A 19,260-nucleotide genomic window follows, 5' to 3' on the forward strand; every position below is an offset into this window, starting at 1 on the left:
CGACTTGGCCAACGCCGTCGGAGGCCAAAGTTCTGGGAAGTCGTACCAAACAAATAGACTACCCTTGCCGGGTTGACATAGTGGACCAGCATCGAGTGGGAGGGCTTCGTGGCAAAGAAGGGCAGTATCGGGGTCCGTCTCGTGCGAGGGCCGTTTGTTCGCCTAGATCCCCACCCTGACCATTGCAGTTCTGCGGACGAGCTGCGCGAGTTCGTGAAGAGGCTACGCTCGGAGGATCCAGGAGCTCTGCTGGCGGCCGATCTGTTTGCTGGAGGGGGAGGACTGAGTCTGGGACTGCAGGAGTCTGGCTACGCCGTTGTCCTCAGTAGTGACCATTTTGCCGAGGCAGTGGAAACGCACAGCCATCACTTCCCAGGCCTCTCTGTCGACTGGGACCTGTCCGACCCCGACCGGATCGAGGAGCTGGCAGAACTGATTGCGGAGCTCCGGATCGATTTGGTTGCTGGCGGCCCCCCGTGCCAACCCTTCTCCAAGGCAGGGCGGTCGGGCATCCGCTACCGCGTTCAACAGGGCCTACGAGATCCGCACGATGAGCGGCGTGACCTCTGGCGCGCGTTCTTGGAAGTCGTGAAGATTGCTAGGCCACGCGCTGTTCTCATGGAGAACGTGCCCGACATGGCGTTGGACCGCGAGATGTTCATCCTCCGTACCATGGTCGCTGAACTAGAGCAGATCGGCTACGCGGTAGAGGAGCGAGTGGCAGACACATGGAGATGGGGCGTGCCCCAGCACCGCCAGCGCCTCATTCTCGTCGCCCTAAGGGACGGTATCGATTTCGAATGGCCAGAAACGTCATCCACGCGGACGACCGTCTGGAACGCAATCGGTGATCTCCCCCAGATCGAGGGCGGCTTCAGGCCCGAAGGAGGGGCTGACGGGTATGTCCCATACGACGGTCCGGTGTCTTCATATCAGAAACAAATGCGCGAAAGGGTCGACGCTCGTCACGCTGACCGTGTATATGATCACATCACTCGACCTGTTCGAGATGATGACGCAAAAGCCTTTGCGATGATGGATGCAAAGACGAAATACTCCGACTTGGCTCCAGAGCTTCGCAGGTACCGAGACGACATCTTTGATGACAAATACAAACGCCTCGACGAAAACGATCTTTCCCGCACGATTACAGCGCACATTGCCAAGGACGGTTACTGGTACATCCACCCGCGCCAAGACCGGACGTTGAGTGTACGTGAAGCGGCGCGCCTGCAAAGCTTTCCTGACTGGTATAGATTCGCTGGTCCCCCCAGCGCAGCGTTCACACAGATAGGTAATGCTGTTCCGCCGTTACTGGGAGCAGCAATGGGATCGGCAATAAAATCCGCCATGGAACGAAGTGAGCGCCGGGACTGGAGCACCCGAAGCCTCTCATCGGATCTCGCCAATTGGTACAATGGGATGTCTGAGAAGGAATTGCAGCGGCCATGGTTGCGGTCCGGGTCCGCTTGGTCAGTTCTGCTCGGAGAAACGCTGCTGGAGCGCGCCGACGCGATCCAGGTCCGCTCTGTGTGGCCTGCTCTTCGCGATCTGTCTGATCCCGTCAGAATCCGGAACTCACGCGCTCTTTTGGAAACGGTGGGCAGGGTTTTGGACAAGGTCACAAAGTTGTCCCTTGTACTTCGCCTCGCAGAGGCTGCTCCGAGAGTCGACAGCGACTCATGGTTGATGAGGAGCTCGGACGTTCCCCCAGCTCGACGCGACCTGATGATGTTGGTTTGTGGGCTTGAGGACGGCGAACTTGATGCTGAACCGGTCCTCACGACGCGCGGCGTACTACGACCAGTTGCCCGGTTTTGGGGAAGTAGCGTGGATCAGAAGAACACCAGAACGGACGGCCGGCTTGCCGTGGCGCGTCTCATCGGTGGTGGAGGGCATGCCAGGCTCGCTCATCTGGCGCTTGTCGAAGTTGCCCAAAGCATTTGCCGCCCCGAGGACCCGGTCTGCTCTGAATGTCCACTACGGCAACACTGCGTAGAGGCAGGAAAGCGCAGAGGGTTGGCCAAGCAGCAGCTCTTCTAAAGCCCAAGGGCATTGGCTGCGTCTGGATTCTCAGTCTTGAGGCGGCGGATGACTCTTGCCAGCGACTCTGATTCACCCTCGAGCAGTGCAGCCATCTGGAGGGCAACGCCCAGGCTCCTTCCTTCACTCGCTGCTACACCGTCTCGACGGGAAGTACTCCCTCTGCGGAGACTAGCTTGCCGGTAGACCTTGCCGGCTTCTTGGCACAGTTCTTGAATCGCTGGCGTCATCTGTTGGCGTACGGCAGAGGGTATGGAAACCCGCATTTTCGCGACGTTTGTGTTGAACAAGTCATCCAACGGAGTATCGAAGCTAAGCGCTGCCCGCGCTAGTTTCGTGTGTTCATCGATCGCACGAGCCCCAGCCCACCCCCCCCATTGCACCAAGCGGTCCGCGCGATAGATGTATAGACCTTGCTGGCGGTTCCATTTCAGAGGTCCTGACAGGGACTCGAACGCGTCGGACGATGAGAATTGGTCGCGAGAAGGCAGGACGAAACGCTCGAGGCGAACTGACGCGACCCCCGTTCCTTCCGGTGTCTCTACCTCGAACACCACGGGCGGCAGTTCCTGTGTTCGGGCCTCGTTTCGCGCGAACGGATCCCAAGGGCTCAGTTCCTCGTTATTAACAAAGATTCGGATCCGCCCGAGCAGGCGGTGGAACACCATAGCCAAGTGCTGGCTGGTGCTACCGATAAGGTTCATCACGCGACGGCGCGAGTGAGCACCATCGGGTCTGTTGGCTACGAGCACTCGGTCCAGATTCTGCCAAGTAATGACGGTCCGGAAGCCCGTGGCGAGGAGGGAGCGCGACCGACTCACGGCGGGGCTCTGCCCAGGATCGATGATGATCCACTCATCCAGTTCTTCGATCAGGTCCAAGTCAAGTGTGCGGGCGGTCACCACGCCGGTCCGGGACTGGCTCACGACGCTGACAGAGCGCGCTTGGGACAATGAGGCCGTCTTGAGTCCCAGCCCGTAACGGCCCAGGTCCCCGACTCCGTACTCACGGCGAGAACCGAACCGAAGGGCCTCCGTCACTTGGTTGGCGCTCATCCCACATCCGTCATCAGCGATGGTTACGAAGCTATCGGCGCCGGCGAACTCGATGTGAACGTGGATACGACGCGCCCCCGCCGCGATGCTGTTATCGACGACGTCGGCAATCGCCGAGGGAAAGTCGTAGCCGACGTCCCGAAGCGATTGGGTGAGCCGTGAGGCGGACGGCGGTACGGCAAATGAGTGCTGGCTGTTCATCATCCCTCAGAGGTAGGCTGGTCCCAGGTTAGTTGCTACGCCGAGATCGCACAAATGTTTAGCGCCGTGCCTCTTCCAAGCGCTGTTCCGCCTGATCGACGACGCTGCGCGGAAATAGGCCACGAAACTCGCTGCGTATGACGAGGCTCTCTACAGTCAGGTCCAGTCGTCCTTTGATCCTCAAATCAATGAAGGTTTCGGATCGATGAGGTCCGCTCACGCTCAAGCGGGCCGCCTCGAGTCCGCCAGCGCGCTCGACCATGTGGCGGAGAGAGATCGGGCGATGGCCTGCCTCATTGCTCATTCGTTCGCACAGCTCCACCATCTCTCTATGGAACTCTGCTACTAGATCGTTCGCGTCGTGGCGCCTTTGCAAATGTCGTTCCATCGCTCCCGAGGAGCTTGGCGTGGCTTCCCCGCCGTCGGTCCTGTGGTTCGGATCGAGCAGTTCGCGTATCTCTTCAGCGTCGAGGCCGTCCAACATATACGTCCCCGTCAAGGCCGTAGCCCGCTTTGTGAGGTGACGCGCATAATCTGTTCTCGGCTCGATATCGGATTCGATAATCATCTTGGCCAGCAGCCGGATGAGAGTAGGATTCATGGCGAGTGTCGGGCGCTCGAACAGGCCGGTCATCTCATCTTCACCCAATGGGCGGTGTGCATGCGCCTGTAGGTCCCCAAGGACGGAATGCCTATACCAGGCCCTCCTCAGGGTGTTCCTATGCCGCTTACCCAACACTCGATCCGGATGAAGCTCGGGGAATCGCGCCCAAGCTATGTCAGGAAACACTACAGCGGTCAGGAAATTCCAAGTAGTTTCGTGCCCAGCGTCGGCTGGCATGATCTGCAAATGTTCAAACAGAGAAGCTCCTAGAGCGCGGTCGAAGGAGACTGTTTCTGTACGCGGGACCGGGGAACCTGTGCCCCAGCGTTCCAGATCCGCGTGCACCCGCGAGCGGACCCACTCGATATGAGCCTCGGTCGCGATCTGAGCTCCAGTGGGAACCGCTTGCGCACGGGGATGCGATGTCGCGGCCAAAGCGCCTAGTCGTCCAGGCGCTGTTGACGCTGTCTCGACGATCACCTTATGAAGCGCAAGTGTGTCGCCGTCGGGAAGGCGCGGGTAGGCGAAGTAGGAGTTCATCTTCACGCACCGAACATGTCAGTGCGGGCTTGGAGGAGACGCTCGAATTCAATCAGGTCGAGCGATCTCCGCCGGAGCAATTCTTCCAACGAGTGACCGAAGAAAGATTCCGCGAGGCTCTCCAGAGTTTCTCCAGTCGATGCTTCCGGCCAGTCCCTGCGTATGAATAGGTCTGAAAATTCGGCCGCCCCCGCCAACAGCTGCCGTACGATGTCTGTTTCCAGAGCGGACTTGATCAAAGTTGCTTCGGGGTGCGACCCATCCAACAGTTGCTCGGCACGGGGATGGTCCGTGTTGATGAAAAGTCTGACGGCTGTCGTGAACATTTCCTCGGGTTGTGACAAGTCGTAACGTAGAGACCAAAGCGCTTCGTCAAGCCCCAGCGATCGGAAACTTACCGCCTCAGTAGGAAAGCGGGAGCCGTCACCTTCAAGTTGCAACGTTATAGGAGTCGACTGCGCCAGACGCGCTCCGCGGCGCGATGCAACATTGTTCGGCACTCGATCTAGATTGCGCGCTAGGACTACATGGGCCATGAGCCGGACGGATTGCGCGAGCGTGCTGGGAGAGGGTTCGATAGCGAGAACCTTTTCGCTGCTGGAGAACATCTCGGCAAGATTGTGTCGGGTGGCGTGTCTATACCCAGTCGCCGCACACTCAGCGATGGCAACGATTTCGCACAGGTCGAGATCATCAAGGCCCGTGCTTTCAAGAAATACGTCCTTATCCACCGCGGGTTGGAGCTCGAACGTGATCGCGGTCGAATAATCCCAGTTCTGGACGTTACCCTCTGCGATCGAACGAGATCCTTGTGTTGACACCCACCAGCTGCCCCACTCAATCGAGTCCGTGGCGGCTTCTAAATGTGGAAGCACGCGAGCTGCGACCATCCTCTCAAGCCCCCACGGTAAAGTTCGCGCTGACGGCCATGTCAGCCTCGGCATCAAGATAGAACCAGTACTTCATGCCGGGACTGACCTCCATGAAATCGGTGGGTTTGATGTCGGCGTCGCCCTCACGGGACCACCCAACCAGGCGCACAAGGTCTTCATCCTTGATGGGGGCAGCTTCCGTGGCGGCCCCGTAGGACGCTCTGATTGTCACTGGTTCAGCGGCCGATTCTACCCCAATCAAGAAGCCGACCCTCCGCCTTCCGTTGTGGGCCTGCCCGAGCTCCTTTCGATAGAGTCTCGCGCTCGGCCGCTTGGATTTACTCCCTGATCGCGATGGGCTTGCCCCAACTTTCCGAGGTCTGCTTCCAGGAACGCCCCCGATCAGCTTAGCTAAGCTGTCGGCGAGCTCGGCCACTGAAGCACGGCCCTCATCCGAGGAAGATGTGGGCGCGGCAGGTCGAAGTAACTCGGCCACTTGCTCCCTAGTTCGTCGAATAGCGATCCTCACGTGGCTGGCCATTCTCCGGTCGGACAGCGACTCAGGGATCCAGTCATCGTGCGCTGGAGGTTCAGCTGCTGCGAAGCTGTCATCAAATGTCGCTGTGGGCTTGAAGACCGCAGCCCATTGAAGGAAGTCGGTCTCCAGCCGTTGACGTTCGTCGTATCTCACTATGAGTTCGGCGTCATGGCGCATCCAAGCAATGTGCGCTGCGGGACTATGAACCGACTCGGTCTCACTGGGGGGACCCTCTGTCATCAACTGCCTTGGAAAGCGCGTAACGGCTAGGTGTCCCAGCAGAGCTTTTGGTCTCTGTGACCAGATTTCAATGACCCGCGTGTCAAACTTGGGAGAGTAAGTCTGCTTGTTTTGAGCTGCCCGAGTGATCTGAAGGGCCTCGGCGAAACCACACAGGACTGGGTGGTCATCCAAGCTGGGGAGGGCAACGGCTTGGCCCTCATGGAGTAGCTCGATGCGCATCGGCTGGATACCGAGTGAGGTTGGTAGCAGCTTGGGCCACAGGTTCCAAACGATTGCATCTGCCAAGCGCTTTACGTCTTCAGCCGCGTCGGCGCCGCCAAGGTCTGGATCGATGATCATCAGGCTCGTGCCTGTCTGGTTATCGGCAAAACGCGCTTCGAAAACTGAGTGGGCCATTTCGGCCGCGCGGTGCCCGACCCAAGGTTCCACGCGTTGGCCGTCATCGACGAGGCTGCCCCACCAATGACGACCCGTATATTGATAACCACCGCGGGTGAAACTTGGGCCAAAGGCTGAACCTATGAGTCGGTCCTCGATCACGTCGCCTTCAATGCTCCGCGACCAAAAGAGCACGGTGCCAACCCTGCTGGTACGGTAAGCGATAGTCTTCCCGAACCCATACGTGCCTGCACCCAAGTGAACATCTCTTGGGGCACCGATATTGAAGACCAAGTCAACGAAATTTCTTGGTCCCCCCTCAGGAATCTCTAAATCACTACGAATCGGCCCACTCAGCCCCATGGTCCCTCGATCTGAGATTTCCAGTACTCGAACCTCGGTAGCTCTTAGGGCGTCTTTGAGCCCAAGGCCAGTCGCTTCACCTGGGAATATCAAGCTGTCGAGGGTGGCGATCTCGTCACCGGAGAGCGTCCGTAAATTCACGCTGTATGAGACCGGAGCGTGTCCCAAGCGGGCATCCCAGCTGTTCTGGGCCGTCTCACGGACCAGCACCGTTGAGAGGGGTACGTTTGGCGTTCCCAGCAGCTTGACGGCGCCGCTGCCGTTCAGATCGCCCATCGAATTGCGTTTGGGGAACCACTGAAGGGTCCCAAAATCGGAGGGTGGCGGCGTGACCTCGCCTCGGTGCACCACCTTGGCGCTCTGGCTGAGGGACGGAAGGGCGTGGGTTGCCGCAGTGTCACCCCGACGTGCTGCAGCTGAGGACTCAGCTGATGAGTCTGCCTTTCGCTCTACCGACGCGCGCCGGGGCGAAGCAGGATGCCCGATGGCCATCCTGGCCGATTTAGCGAAGCTGTAGCCTTGTGCGAGCCAAGCTTCAGCCGCGCTGACCGTCTTTTTCGTTGCCCAAGCCCCCTGCGCGCGTATGTGCGCCATCAGCACCGAACGCGGGGAGACCTCTTCATCGTAGTGAAAGGCTCTAACAGGCGCTAAGGCTGCTTCGAGGTCAGTCATAGAGTGTTCCAACGCTGGAAAAGCCCCTTCACTTCTGATTCGGACAGAGGCTCGGGTAGGGCCTCCAAGGACAAGTGGTACTGCACGCCACTGACACCTTTTTGGAGGTGCGTCGGCATCTGGGTGCGACGAAGCCCGGGAAACTCGTCGTCAACGGGCCAGTACCGGATATCGTTGATCTCGTAAGTCGCGCCGCCGGGGGTCGACTCGAACAGATAGCCAGCCTCCGCGACTCGTTCGACGAGCAAGCTCCGAGGGAAACCAAGATCGATGAGCGCGCGAATTCTGTCGTCCAGCGACGCGCCCATAGACGATTCGCGACATCGGACCACGGCCAGATGGAGTTCCGCAAGCGTTCCTCGGTCGAGTTGATCGAGACCATGTATAGCTATGAACTGACCCTCCCTGGTAGAGGTACCCTTGACCTCCAACGCCCTCGGTCCATTCACGAAGTCGTGGACGGCATGTCGTGGGCCCACCCACCAAGCCATTGCCGCGCTAGGGTCTGCCTCGCCTAGCCTCCGCAGCAGCTCAAGCTCTGCGTGAAGGCCGACTACTTGAGACGCGGCGAGGCTGCTCGACTTCCTGAGGAGCGCGCGCCAGTCGTCCAGTGACCGACGGCAGGCGTCAAGCGGCTCTAGATTCTGCTCAAAGACGCGCGTGACGACATCGGAGGCGAGACGGTCGAAGACGAGATCGAGATCCTGTTCCACACAACGGAGTGACGCGTACTGTTGGGCGCTTCCATCGACCAGCACGTTGGTAGCGACTAAGTGCGCCCCTCGGCTGCCCAAGTCCTCGTGCAGTGGGAGCTGGTTCGAGGGGATGGGGACGAGAAGGTTCTTTACCCCATGTTGGTCCAACGCGGCGAACATGCCGGCTCCTAGAGGCCGCGTGGCGTATTGCGTTGCTCGGACGTTCGCCTCGGCAGCCCTGAGAAGCACAAACTCGGTGGCGATGTCTCTAGCCAATTGTCAGACCCTCGAGATCCTTGGCAGTGATTTTCGTGGAGTCCTCATTGTCTTGAGGTAGTGCGTCTTCGACTTCTTCGAGTGTCTCGGCCCAGTCAGGCCTCACCGAGTAATAGTCGCCTTCCGCGTTTTGGACACCAGCGAACGTCTCAGGGAATACGAAGCCAAGTCCCACCACCGGTGCGACGGCCGCCAACGGCCGGCGGTGACCCTCTTGTGTCGCGCGTAATGGAATGGACTTTGGGCTCACCACGTAGATGATCAGTAGACCACTCTGGCCAGGGTGCGCGAACCGGATTCTGCGGTAGTCGTCCTGGGACTTAGGCGCCAGCTCCCTTACCTTGGATGGTGGGAAGTCGGCTAGCCAGTCAGATTGAGAGAGCAGTGCTTTGATGTTTGCCGTGCCAGGGCCCGGCGAGGTGAGCGCGGATCGATTGACCATTGGTACTGGATACCCGAGGCCCAAGTCGACTGTTCCCAGCACGACTGGCTCATTGTTCTTCATTAGGGTCTTTGTAGTACCCATCACAACTACGTTCCATTCTATATCCCGTGCGGCCGTGTCTAGCCAACCCGTGATGTGATCGCGCCGAAGTCCCGGTTGGTCGGGGTGGAAGTGGTATCTCTTGAGAAAGTCGCTGATCACTTCACGCGGAATCCCATGGAATTGTGTGTGCGCGGGAAGGCGTAGCCCGCCCGGCTCCGCACACGTTTTGCAGGTGTGGAGGAGTCGTTTGACGGCTTCGAGATTGTCGTTGAGTTTCGCGCCATCCTTCTCGTGAAGGACGATGGTCTGGTGCCGCTGGCCTGAATAGCTGACCCTCACCAAGTCTGCGTGGACCATCTTGTTTCGGCTGGTGATCGACAGGCGACCAGGATGCGCCCGTACCCGAACACCGAACTGCTTAGGGGTGACGCTGAGCGACTCGAGTCGGCGCATATCACGGCGCAATTCTTCTTCAACCAAGGCCAAGAATCGAAAATCGTCGAGAAGATCATCGGTCACCCAGATCCTCGGCAGATCTTCATAACCGGTGCGAAAGCCGAACCATCGGCCCATCTGCAGCAACGTGTCGTAAGTGCTCGAGGACCTCACGAAATAGGAAACGATCAGCCCCTCAAGGGTGAGGCCGCGTGAAAGGGTGCTACCCCCAACGGCGATCACGACCTCAGGAATCGGCTCTCCTTCCGCATCAATGCGCCCATAATCGAGCCGGTCGTTTGAGGAGCCGTTATCGACGACGACGCGCGCATCGCCAAGGACGCTGGGGAGTTGTGCGCGCACTTGGTCCCAGCTAGGTGCCTCAAATTGGTTCAGGCCGGAAACCGCGCCAATTTCTTTGCGGAATAACGCCTTCCAAGGCTCCTCTTCGTCGGCGAGAGCAATCGAGAACTGATCGAGGAGTGCAGAGAGCCGATGCTTCATCGCGAAGTGCGGCTCAATGTAGGCCGTCGTGTGCACCAGCATGCTGCTGTGCTCCATCTCCTGACCACGAATCCGGCGGACTGCCGTCGCGATCAAGAACCATCGGACAGCGTCTATCAGTGAAGGGGGCAGATCGGGGTCGTGGTCGTGTCGCTCGTTCGCTCGTGGGCTCAGGGCTGAGGCTTCGTCAGGATCGATCGTTCGGACCACGTCCAAGCCGTCGTCGGGGTCATCAGCGTCGTCCAGGGCGACTCGACCAAATATGCGCTCCGCTCCGAAATACTCTTCGGCTTGTGGGAGATCGAAGATGAAGTCGGCAGGATAGAGTTCGGTCTCGTCATCCGGATCCATGAAGATATTGGCAAACGGTGTCGCCGTGTATCCGACGTAAGTGCCGTTGTTGACTTCGGCCCATATCTCTCGGAGGAGCCGGTTAATAGCCGAAATTGTGTTCTTTGCGGCAAGGCTGTTCGGTGTCGCTTGGTCGGCTTCGTCATCAATGATCAAGATGGGTGATCGGGCACGCAATGCGGGATCGATATCGCGGAGCCAGTCCCTGAGATTCGTGAGGCGGGTCGCATTCTTTTTTACGACTGCGACACAGCGCACGCCCTTGGCGACTAGCGCGTTTCCGTCGACCACTGCACCGAAGTCTGCTTCGGTCGTTGTCAGTCTGAGCCAGTCCGAGGAGTGAGTATCGAGATCCCTGTCAATTCTTGCTTGGGTCTGCTTCCGCAGGTTGTTGTGCATCCCGGAGAGGACGATGAACGTCTTGTATCCAGCATCCGCGGCTTTAGCCATGACTGCGGTGTAGTTAGCTGTCTTGCCAGACTGCACATACCCGAGTACCAGACCGCGCTTCTTCAGATTTCTGACCTTCGGCTGAGCAAGATGGCCGACAACTTTCGAGGACGCTTCATCTAGACTGGGAAGAGCACTGCCCAAGCTGCCTTCAAGCCTTGTCTTGAGCCGAGACCAGATAGATGTCGCGTCCTCGAGGGGTCCCGTGTACCAAGGTCCCTCCTTGAGGTCCTCATGGACAGCCGGAGCGACGACTCCCGGTAGCCGCTCGAGCATGGTGATCGCAAGGGCCTGCTTCTTGATGGCTGCCACAGCTTCGCTTACGAGTTGTTCGGCACCTGGGAGCTGCGCTAGCCCTTGAACCGCAGCGAGCCGAGCCTGCTCCAAGTTGTAGCCCCGTGCCCGCATCGCTTGGATTATTGCGCTCTGGATGAAATCGCTCATGGCCCTCCCGCTTGATGTGGGCATGCTACAACGTTTCTGCTGCCCAGGTCGAGCGGTGACGACAGAGAGACTAAAATGTGAAGATGAACTTAGATTCGTCCCTTCCGAAGCCCAAGGCGACGTCGTCGGGTGTTGCAGCCAGGATGTCGAAAGTGGCGCGACGGGACACGTTGCCAGAGGTTGCCCTGCGCAGAGAACTCCATCGCCGAGGCCGCAGGTTCCGGATCCATTATCCCGTGCCAGGTAACAGGCGTCGCTCAATCGATGTCGCGTTTCCGAAGCAGAAGGTTGCCGTCTTCGTGGATGGCTGCTTCTGGCACGATTGCCCCGACCACCGCGTTACGCCGAAGACACATGTAGATTGGTGGGAGGCGAAGCTGCGTTCAAATCGTGAGCGCGACACTGCGACAGGTCAGCTTTTGCGAGACTTGGGATGGACGGTGGTGCGAGTCTGGGAACACGTATCAGCTGCGGAGGCTGCGGATTTGGTGATTGGCGCCTTGGATAACCACGAAGAGCCTGACCGACCCCGATAGTGATGGCTCGCGGTGGGGCCGTATCTCCCAAGCATGGACGCCGTGGGTCGGGGTCAGTCGGTCACCACTGACAAGGCTCGATCGAGGTCGAGCCAAAGGTCGTCGACATCCTCGACGCCCACGGAGAGGCGCAGCAGGTTATCGGGGACGCTGGCCGGCTCCAGAGCGTGCCGTCGCCGTCGCTCCAGCATCGACTCGACGCCGCCAAGGCTCGTCGCCGGCAGCCAGAGCTCGACCGCGTCCTCGACCGCCATTGCTGCCTCGGCGCCACCGTTGACCTCGATGGCGATGATCGCTCCGGGGCCGGGGTAGCGGACCCGCTCGACTCTTGCGTGGTTTCGGAGACGGTCGGCGAGGATCGCCGCGTTCGCGCAGGCCCGCTCCCAGCGCAGGTGGAGGGTGCGCATCCCGCGGAGCGTGAGCCAGGTCTCGAAGGGGCCGGGGATGGCGCCGCCGAGGAGGCGCTGCTGTGTCAGCTTTGCCGCCAGTTCGGGATCGTTGGTGACGGTGGCGCCGAGGAGCACGTCGCTGTGGCCGGCGAGGTACTTCGTCGCGGAGTGGACGACTACATCCACGCCGTCGTCGAGCGGTCGGCGACCGAGCGGGGTGTTGAAGGTGTTGTCCTCCACGACGAGCGCTCCGGCGGCGTGGGCGCGTTCGACCACCGCGGCGACGTCACACACCTCGAGCATCGGGTTGGTGGGGGACTCGACCCACACGAGGTCGGTACCGTTCGCGAGCGCCGCGTGCAGGCCGTCGAGGTCAGCGAGGTCGACGCGGGTGACCGCCGCACGCCCTTGGCGTTCCCAGGTGTCGAGCAGCGCCGACGTGCCGCTGTAGCAGTGCTGCGGCAGGATGACCCGCCCGCCGTGGGGGAGTAGGGACAGCGCTGCGCTCACGGCGGCCATCCCGCTCGCGAACGCGAGCGCGGTGGTGTCTTCGTCGCCTTCGAGTGAGGCGAGCGTGGTCTCGAACGCGCTCCACGTCGGGTTACCGGCCCGTGCGTAGTCCAGGTCGCCGCCCGCGACGAACGTGGAGGAGAGCACCAGCTCGGGGTTGACGGGTGCCCCGGGCCGGCGCTCGGGCCGGCCGGAGGCGACGAGTCGGGTGGCAGGTGCGAGGTGTGGAATGTGGTCGCGGGTCATGACGCCACATTGGCACAGGTAACCGCCTGAAGATGGTTTCGACCCTTCGACGCGGTGCTGGCGCGCCTTGCTTTGGTTTCGACCAGCCGCCGGGACTTCGTCCGGCCGGCGCTCAACCATCAGGCACTCCGGTTCCCGGCGACAACCACCGAGGACGGCTCAGGCGAGGGCTACGTCGAGAGCCTTCCAGTCGATGCCCGACGGCGCGGCCTGCAGCACCGACGCCAGCACGCCCTGGCGGGCGGCGCGCACTTCGAGGTCCTCGGCGTTGACGAGGATGTCGTCGAAGAACCGGTGCGCGGCGGCGACCACGGGCTGCATCGTCGCGACGACGACCCCCAGGTCCTGCTGGGCGAGGTCCTTCGGCAGCGACTCGACCGCCTCCCGCAACGCGACCTCCGCCGGCTCGGTGAGCTTGGCGGCGTCGTAGCCGGTGGGGGCGTCGGCGGGGAGGATCCGGATGATGCGCACGAGCGCCTCGACCAGCGCGGGCAGCTCATCGCGCTGCTCGGTGATCTCCCGCAGGAGGCGGGCGGCGCGGCCGGGGGTGTCGGCGGCGGGGAGGATCGCGTTCACGAGCTCGGCCGAGTGGCCCTCGTCGCGCAGCAGCTGCGCGAACCGGCCGATGGTGAACTCCTCGGCGGCGGCGACCGCGTCGGGTGCCACGTCGACGCCCTGCTCGGCGATGCGGGCGACCGCGGCCTCGAGCCCGTCGCGGATCGTGATCGACGCCACGTCGGGCACCTCGCGCAGGATCCGCACCACGCCCAGGGCGGCGCGGCGCAGGCCGAACGGGTCGGACGAGCCGGTGGGCTTCGCGCCCAGCGCGAACATGGCGGCGAGCAGGTCGAACCGGTCGCCGAGCGCGAGCAGCGCACCCTCCGGCTTGGTGGGCACCGCGTCGGCGGACGTGTGCGGCTGCTCCATCTCGTACAGCGCGTCGGCGACGGCGTGCGTCTCGCCCTTGCGCTCCGCGTACTCGCGGGCCACGAACCCGGCGAGCGAGCTCATCTCGACGACGAGGTTGGTGGCGAGGTCGAACTTCGCCAGCTGCCCGGCGCGGTGCAGCGTCGTGCGGTCCTCGAGGCCGACGATGTCGGCCAGCTTGTCGGCGACGTCGGCGATGCGGCGGGCGCGCTGCCCGACCGAGCCGAGTCGGTCCTCGAACGTCAGCTTGTCGAGCCCGGGCACGAACACGTCGACGCTCTCCTGGGCGAGGTCCTGGTTCCAGAAGAACAGCGCGTCCTCGTAGCGGGCGCGCAGCACGGACTCGTTGCCGGCGGCGACGAGCTCGCTGTCGCAGTCACCGTTGGCCATGGTCACGAAGTACGGCATGAGCGCCCCGTCGGCGGTGCGGACCGGCAGGTAGCGCTGGTGCTTCGCCATCACGGACACGAGGATCCTCGCGGGCAGCTCGAGGTAGCGCTCGTCGAACGTGCCCAGCACGCCGAACGGCTCCTCGACGAGGTTGGTGATCTCGTCGATCAGCCCGGCGTTGCCCTCCACGTCGATCATGCCGCCCACCGAGGTGGCCAGCTTCTCCGCCTGCTCGACGACAGAGGCGCGGCGCGCGTCGGTGGCCAGCTGGATGCGGCCCCGCTCGAGGAGGGGGAGCAGCTCGTCGGCGCTCGCCACCTCCTGGAAGCCGACCGGGGTGCCGTCCGCGCGCCGGCCGGCGTCGCGGGTGCCGGCGGTGGTGCGCTGCAGGTAGGTGGTGCGGCCGGCGCGGAGCCCGGAGACCTCGACCGGCACGACGGCGGTGCCCCAGAGCGCGACGAGCCAGCGGATCGCGCGGGAGAACGAAAGGTCGGCGTCGTTCCAGCGCATGTTCTTCTCGGCGCGGAGATCCTTGACGATCTGCGCGATGATCGCGGCGCCCACGTCGCGGACGGAGCGGCCCTCGACGTCGACCTCGATCGCGGCGTGCTCGTTGCCGCCGATCTCGGCCTTCACGACCTGGTCGACCGTCGCCTTCTGGCCGCGCACGAAGCCCTCGAGCGCCTTCGACGGGTTGCCCTCGGCGTCGAACGCGGCGGCCCACTTCGGGCCCTTGCGCAGCTGCTTGGCGTCCGGCTCGGCGGGGGCGACTTCGGCGACGGTTGCGACGATGCGCCGCGGCGTCCCGTCGACGCGGATCTCGCCGTGCTCGAGCCGCGTGGCGGCGAGCTTCTCGGTGAGCGCGGCGCGGACGGCCTCGACGGTCTGCCCGACGACGTGCGGCGGCAACTCCTCGACGCCGATCTCGAACGCGAGCGTCTGCGCGGTGGTGGGCAGCTCGCCCTCGTCGACCGCGGGGGTGTCGGTGGCCTTCGGCTCGCGCACCAGCGGGAAGCCGAGCTCCTCGCGTCGCTCGATCCAGAGGGCGGCGGTGTCGCGCATGAGGCGACGCATCGTCGCGAACGCCTTGGCGCGCTCCGTGGTGGAGATGGCGCCGCGGGCGTCAAGCACGTTGAACGCGTGCGACGACTTGAGGATGTAGCCGTGCGCGGGCACGGGCAGGCGGGCCTCGACCATGCGGGTGGCCTCGCCGACGTAGGTCTCGTAGAGCCGGCGGTTGGCCTCGACATCCGCGTCGTCGAGGTAGTAGCGGCTCATCTCGTACTCCTGCTGGCCGTACGCCTCCCCGTAGGTCACGGGGCGGCCGTCTGCGGCGATCGCGTAGACGATGTCCTTGAAGTGCGTGACGCCCTGCATGGCCATGAGGATGCGCTCGAGGCCGTAGGTGAGCTCGACGGGGATCGGGTCGAGGTTCTGGCCGCCCACCTGCTGGAAGTAGGTGAACTGAGTGATCTCCATGCCGTCCAGCCACACCTCCCAGCCGAGCCCCCAGGCGCCGATGGCCGGCTGCTGCCAGTTGTCCTCGACGAAGCGGACGTCGTGCTTGTCGAGGTCGATGCCCAGCGCCTCGAGCGAGCCGAGGTACAGCTCCTGCGGGTCGCCCGGCTCGGGCTTGAGGATGACCTGGAACTGGGTGTGCGTCTGCAGCCGGTTCGGGTTCTCGCCGTAGCGGGAGTCGTCCGGGCGTACCGACGGCTCGACGTACGCCACGTCCCACGGCTCCGGGCCGAGCACGCGCAGCACCGTCGCGGGGTTCATCGTCCCGGCCCCGACCTCGGTGTTGAACGGCTGCCACGTCAGGCAGCCCTTCGAGGTCCAGTAGTCGGACAACGTACGCAGGGCATCTTGCATCGTCAGCACCCGGGCAGTCTATCCCGAGCGGCTCGGGGCGTGCCTCGTCGCTGGGGGCGGTCCGGATGGGGTTGTGAAAGCACGGAGCCGGCACCGGCGGCCCGCGCTAGTCTCGACGCGTGACACGCAGGCATGCCCATGGCTAGGGAGCGGTTCCCCCGATCGGTCTACGCGCACGGCGACGAGCCGGACGCGCGGTTCACGCTCGCCAACGAACGCACCTTCCTGGCTTGGATCCGCACGTCGCTGGCGCTGATGGCCGGCGGGGTGGCGCTCGAGGCCCTGGGGCTCGGACTGCATCCGGGGCTCCAGTTGGCCGCGTCGATCGTCCTCATGATCACAGGCATCCTGACCCCGCTGCAGGCGTGGTTCGGCTGGGCGCGCAACGAGCGCGCGCTCCGCCAGAACACCCCACTGCCCAGCTCCATCTTCGCCCTGCCCACGATGGTGGCCGTCATCGTCGCCGGGGTGCTGGTCCTGCTCGCGATCGTGCTGCGCTGACATGACCGCGCCATTCGACCCTGGCCTCCAGCCCGAGCGCAGCGCCCTTTCCTGGCAGCGCACCGCGATGGCCATCGGGGTCGGGTCACTGGTCTACGCGCGCGTGATCTCGCCCGTCATCGGACTGTGGGCGATCTTGGCGGCGGCTGCGGGACTCGGGCTCAGCATCTGGATGATGGTGAAGTCGCACCAGCGCTACGGCCACCACCACCGAGTGCTGACCAGCCGCAGCGGTCAACTGGCCGACGGGCTGCTGATCGCCGTCGTCGCTGGGTGCGTGTTCGCCGCCGGGGTGTTCGCCCTAGTCATGTTGCTCGTCGGGCTCTGACCGGGCGTCTGGTCTGGCCGGGCCACTGCCACCAAAGCGCCCGGCCGCTAGGGTTTGGCTCAGCCGACGAACGACAAGGACCGACCCCGCAATGGACAAGCAAACGCGACTCTCGCTGCTCGCGCAGGCCGTGATGGAGCGCGGGTCGATCGAGGTGGAGCAGGTCGTCGAGGAGTTCGGGGTGTCGCACGCGACGGCCCGGCGCGACCTCGACGCCCTCGCCCAGCAGCAGCTCGTCGTGCGCACGCGCGGGGGAGCGAAAGCCCAGCCGGCGTCGGGCGACGTGCCGCTGCGGTACCGCACGTCGCGGCACTCGGTGCAGAAGCAGGCGATCGCGAAGCTGGCGGCGGCGATGGTGGAACCCGGCAAGGTGATCGGCCTGAACGGCGGCACGACGACCACTGCGATCGCGCATGAGATCGCCATCCAGGCCGCGGCCGACGAGCGGTTCCTCGAGACGCCGCTCACGGTGGTCACCAACGCGGTCAACATCGCCAACGACCTGATCATCCGCCCGCAGGTCCGCGTCGTGCTCACCGGAGGGGTGGCCCGGACCAACTCGTACGAGCTCGTCGGCCCGCTCGCGGCGCTGATCCTGCCGGCGATCCGGCTCGACGCGTTCTTCCTCGGCGTGAACGCCGTCGACCTCGACGCCGGCGGCTTCTACACCCACACCGAGGACGAGGCCGCCATCAACGCCCAGATGATGCAGGCGGCGGCCGCCACCGTCGTCCCGGCCGACTCCAGCAAGCTCGGCCGGTCCGCGTTCGCGCGCATCTGCGGGCTGGACGAGGTCGCCGAGGTCATCACCGACGAGGCCGCCGCGCCCGAGCACTTGGCCGCCCTCCGCGCAGCCGGATTGCGCGTTTCGCAGCCCTGACGCCCCGCGCGTGGACCCGGGCTAGCAGTGACGTTTCCTGCGTGTTAGTGTCCATAACGAGCACTACCAATCACTCGGAGCACGCTCCGCGAGGGAGAACCAACATGCAGCCAGTGAAGTTCGGGACCGGCGGGTGGCGCGAGATCATCGCCGACGGGTTCACCCGCTACAACGTCCGCCGCATCGCCCAAGCGCTGGCCGACCGGATGCGCGACGAGGACGTCGTCGGCGAGGGCGTCGTCGTCGGGTACGACCGCCGCTTCCTCTCGGGCGAGGCGGCCTGGTGGGCGGTCGAGGTGCTCATCGGCAACAACATCCCCGTCACGGTCGTCGACAAGCCCGTGCCCACGCCCATGATCATGTGGACGGTCCGCAACAAGAACACCCCCTACGGCCTGTGCGTCACCGCCTCGCACAACCCCGCCCTCTACAACGGCATCAAGCTGTTCACCCGCGGGGGCCGCGACGCCGACGTCGCCGTCACCGACAGCTTCACCGAGCAGGTCAACGGGCTCAGCGGCGACGACGTCCGCGCCGTCGAGCCCGAGGAGGCCCGCGCCTCCGACCTCGTGACCGTGCAGACGTCCATCAACTGGTACCTCGACTCGATCATCGACGAGCTCGACATGGAGACCATCCGCCACCGGCACCTGCACATCGTGCTCGACCCGATGTTCGGCGTCGCGCAGACGTCGCTGCAGACCATCCTGCTCACCGCCCGCTGCCAGGTGGACGTCATCAACGAGCGCCACGACCCGCTGTTCGGCGGCAGGGTGCCGTCGCCGACCGAGGGCACGCTGGAGTCGTTGAAGCACGCCGTCGTCGAGCGCGGCGCCGACCTCGGCATCGCCACCGACGGCGACGCCGACCGGCTCGGCATCATCGACGACACCGGCCGCTTCCTGCACCCCAACGAAATCCTCGTCCTGCTCTACCACTACCTGCTCACGAAGAAGGGGTGGCAGGGCCCGGCCGTGCGCAACATGTCCACCACGCACCTGCTCGACCGCGTCGCCCGCGCCCACGGCCAGGAGTGCCACGAGGTCCCCGTCGGCTTCAAGCACATCTCCGCGAAGATGACCGAGACCGACGCCGTCATCGGCGGCGAGTCCTCCGGCGGCCTCACCGTCCGCGGCCACCTGCCCGGCAAGGACGGCATCTACGCCGGCTCGCTGCTCGTGGAGATGGTCGCCGCCAGCGAGAAGCCGCTGAGCGTGATCTACCAGGACCTCGTCGACGAGTACGGCCGGCTCGTCATGCTCGAACGCAGCTACACGATGACCGCGAAGCGGCGCGCCGAGCTCGAGCAGCGCATCTTCGTCGACCACGACCTGCCGGAGTTCCCGGTGGAGGTCGACCGGATCTCGTGGAGCGACGGCGGCAAGGTGTACTTCGCCGGCGACGGGTGGGTCACCATCCGCTTCTCCGGCACCGAGCCGGTGCTCAGGGTGTTCTGCGAGATGCCCGACGAGGAACAAGCCCAGGCGATCATCGACCAGATCGCCGCGACCTACGGACTGGAGTGACGCG

14 protein-coding genes are annotated in these 19,260 nt (G+C 63.6%); 6 read left to right on the forward strand and 8 right to left on the reverse strand.

From position 1 onward, the window contains the following. The first annotated feature begins 108 nt into the window (after positions 1 to 108). Positions 109 to 2,043, forward strand: coding sequence for a DNA cytosine methyltransferase (gene dcm, locus BLR46_RS03155; RefSeq protein WP_093248817.1), 1,935 nt, complete (start codon positions 109 to 111; stop codon positions 2,041 to 2,043). Here dcm and BLR46_RS03160 read toward each other — a convergent pair. Genes BLR46_RS03160 through BLR46_RS03185 form a run of 6 tightly spaced genes read right to left on the reverse strand, consistent with a single transcriptional unit; the run spans position 2,040 to position 11,151 of the window. Further along, positions 2,040 to 3,299 (reverse strand): ATP-binding protein, encoded by a 1,260-nt coding sequence (locus BLR46_RS03160; protein ID WP_093249553.1) that lies wholly within the window; start codon positions 3,297 to 3,299, stop codon positions 2,040 to 2,042. The genes dcm and BLR46_RS03160 overlap by 4 nt on opposite strands. 58 nt (positions 3,300 to 3,357) lie before the next feature. Further along, positions 3,358 to 4,443: a DUF6339 family protein gene (locus BLR46_RS03165; protein WP_281230822.1), complete on the reverse strand. Its 1,086-nt coding sequence runs from the start codon at positions 4,441 to 4,443 to the stop codon at positions 3,358 to 3,360. Positions 4,444 to 4,445: 2 nt separating this feature from the next. Then, positions 4,446 to 5,318, reverse strand: a complete 873-nt coding sequence (locus tag BLR46_RS14790; RefSeq protein WP_143008191.1) for a hypothetical protein — start codon at positions 5,316 to 5,318, stop codon at positions 4,446 to 4,448. 19 nt (positions 5,319 to 5,337) lie between these two features. Next, positions 5,338 to 7,509 (reverse strand): hypothetical protein, encoded by a 2,172-nt coding sequence (locus BLR46_RS14795; protein ID WP_143008192.1) that lies wholly within the window; start codon positions 7,507 to 7,509, stop codon positions 5,338 to 5,340. Beyond that, the gene (locus BLR46_RS03180) at positions 7,506 to 8,480 is read right to left on the reverse strand and encodes a PD-(D/E)XK motif protein (protein ID WP_143008193.1); all 975 of its coding nucleotides are present in this window, start codon (positions 8,478 to 8,480) and stop codon (positions 7,506 to 7,508) included. The genes BLR46_RS14795 and BLR46_RS03180 overlap by 4 nt, the downstream gene beginning before the upstream one ends. After that, entirely contained in the window at positions 8,473 to 11,151 is a 2,679-nt protein-coding gene (locus BLR46_RS03185; RefSeq protein ID WP_176761637.1) for a Z1 domain-containing protein, read from the reverse strand. Before BLR46_RS03185 ends, BLR46_RS03180 begins: the two co-directional genes overlap by 8 nt. A 143-nt stretch (positions 11,152 to 11,294) precedes the next feature. On the opposite strand from BLR46_RS03185, the gene vsr reads away from it, so the two are divergent. After that, the gene (gene vsr / locus BLR46_RS03190) at positions 11,295 to 11,687 is read left to right on the forward strand and encodes a DNA mismatch endonuclease Vsr (RefSeq protein ID WP_093248828.1); all 393 of its coding nucleotides are present in this window, start codon (positions 11,295 to 11,297) and stop codon (positions 11,685 to 11,687) included. A 53-nt stretch (positions 11,688 to 11,740) separates the two neighbouring features. Here vsr and BLR46_RS03195 read toward each other — a convergent pair whose 3' ends face one another. Further along, entirely contained in the window at positions 11,741 to 12,832 is a 1,092-nt protein-coding gene (locus tag BLR46_RS03195) for a trans-sulfuration enzyme family protein (RefSeq protein WP_093248830.1), read from the reverse strand. 159 nt (positions 12,833 to 12,991) lie between these two features. Next, positions 12,992 to 16,021 carry a glycine--tRNA ligase gene (locus BLR46_RS03200; RefSeq protein ID WP_093249554.1) on the reverse strand — a complete coding sequence of 1,010 codons (3,030 nt, stop codon included), beginning with the start codon at positions 16,019 to 16,021 and terminating at the stop codon, positions 12,992 to 12,994. Positions 16,022 to 16,159: 138 nt separating this feature from the next. On the opposite strand from BLR46_RS03200, the gene BLR46_RS03205 reads away from it, so the two are divergent. From BLR46_RS03205 to BLR46_RS03220, 4 genes are all read left to right on the forward strand, one after another. Beyond that, positions 16,160 to 16,522, forward strand: a complete 363-nt coding sequence (locus BLR46_RS03205) for a YidH family protein (RefSeq protein WP_093248831.1) — start codon at positions 16,160 to 16,162, stop codon at positions 16,520 to 16,522. A 1-nt stretch (position 16,523) separates the two neighbouring features. Beyond that, positions 16,524 to 16,850, forward strand: a complete 327-nt coding sequence (locus BLR46_RS03210) for a DUF202 domain-containing protein (protein WP_093248833.1) — start codon at positions 16,524 to 16,526, stop codon at positions 16,848 to 16,850. Positions 16,851 to 16,941: 91 nt separating this feature from the next. Further along, the gene (locus BLR46_RS03215) at positions 16,942 to 17,730 is read left to right on the forward strand and encodes a DeoR/GlpR family DNA-binding transcription regulator (protein WP_093248835.1); all 789 of its coding nucleotides are present in this window, start codon (positions 16,942 to 16,944) and stop codon (positions 17,728 to 17,730) included. 104 nt (positions 17,731 to 17,834) lie between these two features. Then, the gene (locus tag BLR46_RS03220) at positions 17,835 to 19,256 is read left to right on the forward strand and encodes a phosphoglucomutase/phosphomannomutase family protein (protein ID WP_093248837.1); all 1,422 of its coding nucleotides are present in this window, start codon (positions 17,835 to 17,837) and stop codon (positions 19,254 to 19,256) included. Positions 19,257 to 19,260 lie beyond the last annotated feature (4 nt).

Origin of the sequence: Tessaracoccus oleiagri, from assembly GCF_900103275.1 — a bacterium.
In the GTDB taxonomy this organism is placed as follows: domain Bacteria; phylum Actinomycetota; class Actinomycetes; order Propionibacteriales; family Propionibacteriaceae; genus Arachnia; species Arachnia oleiagri.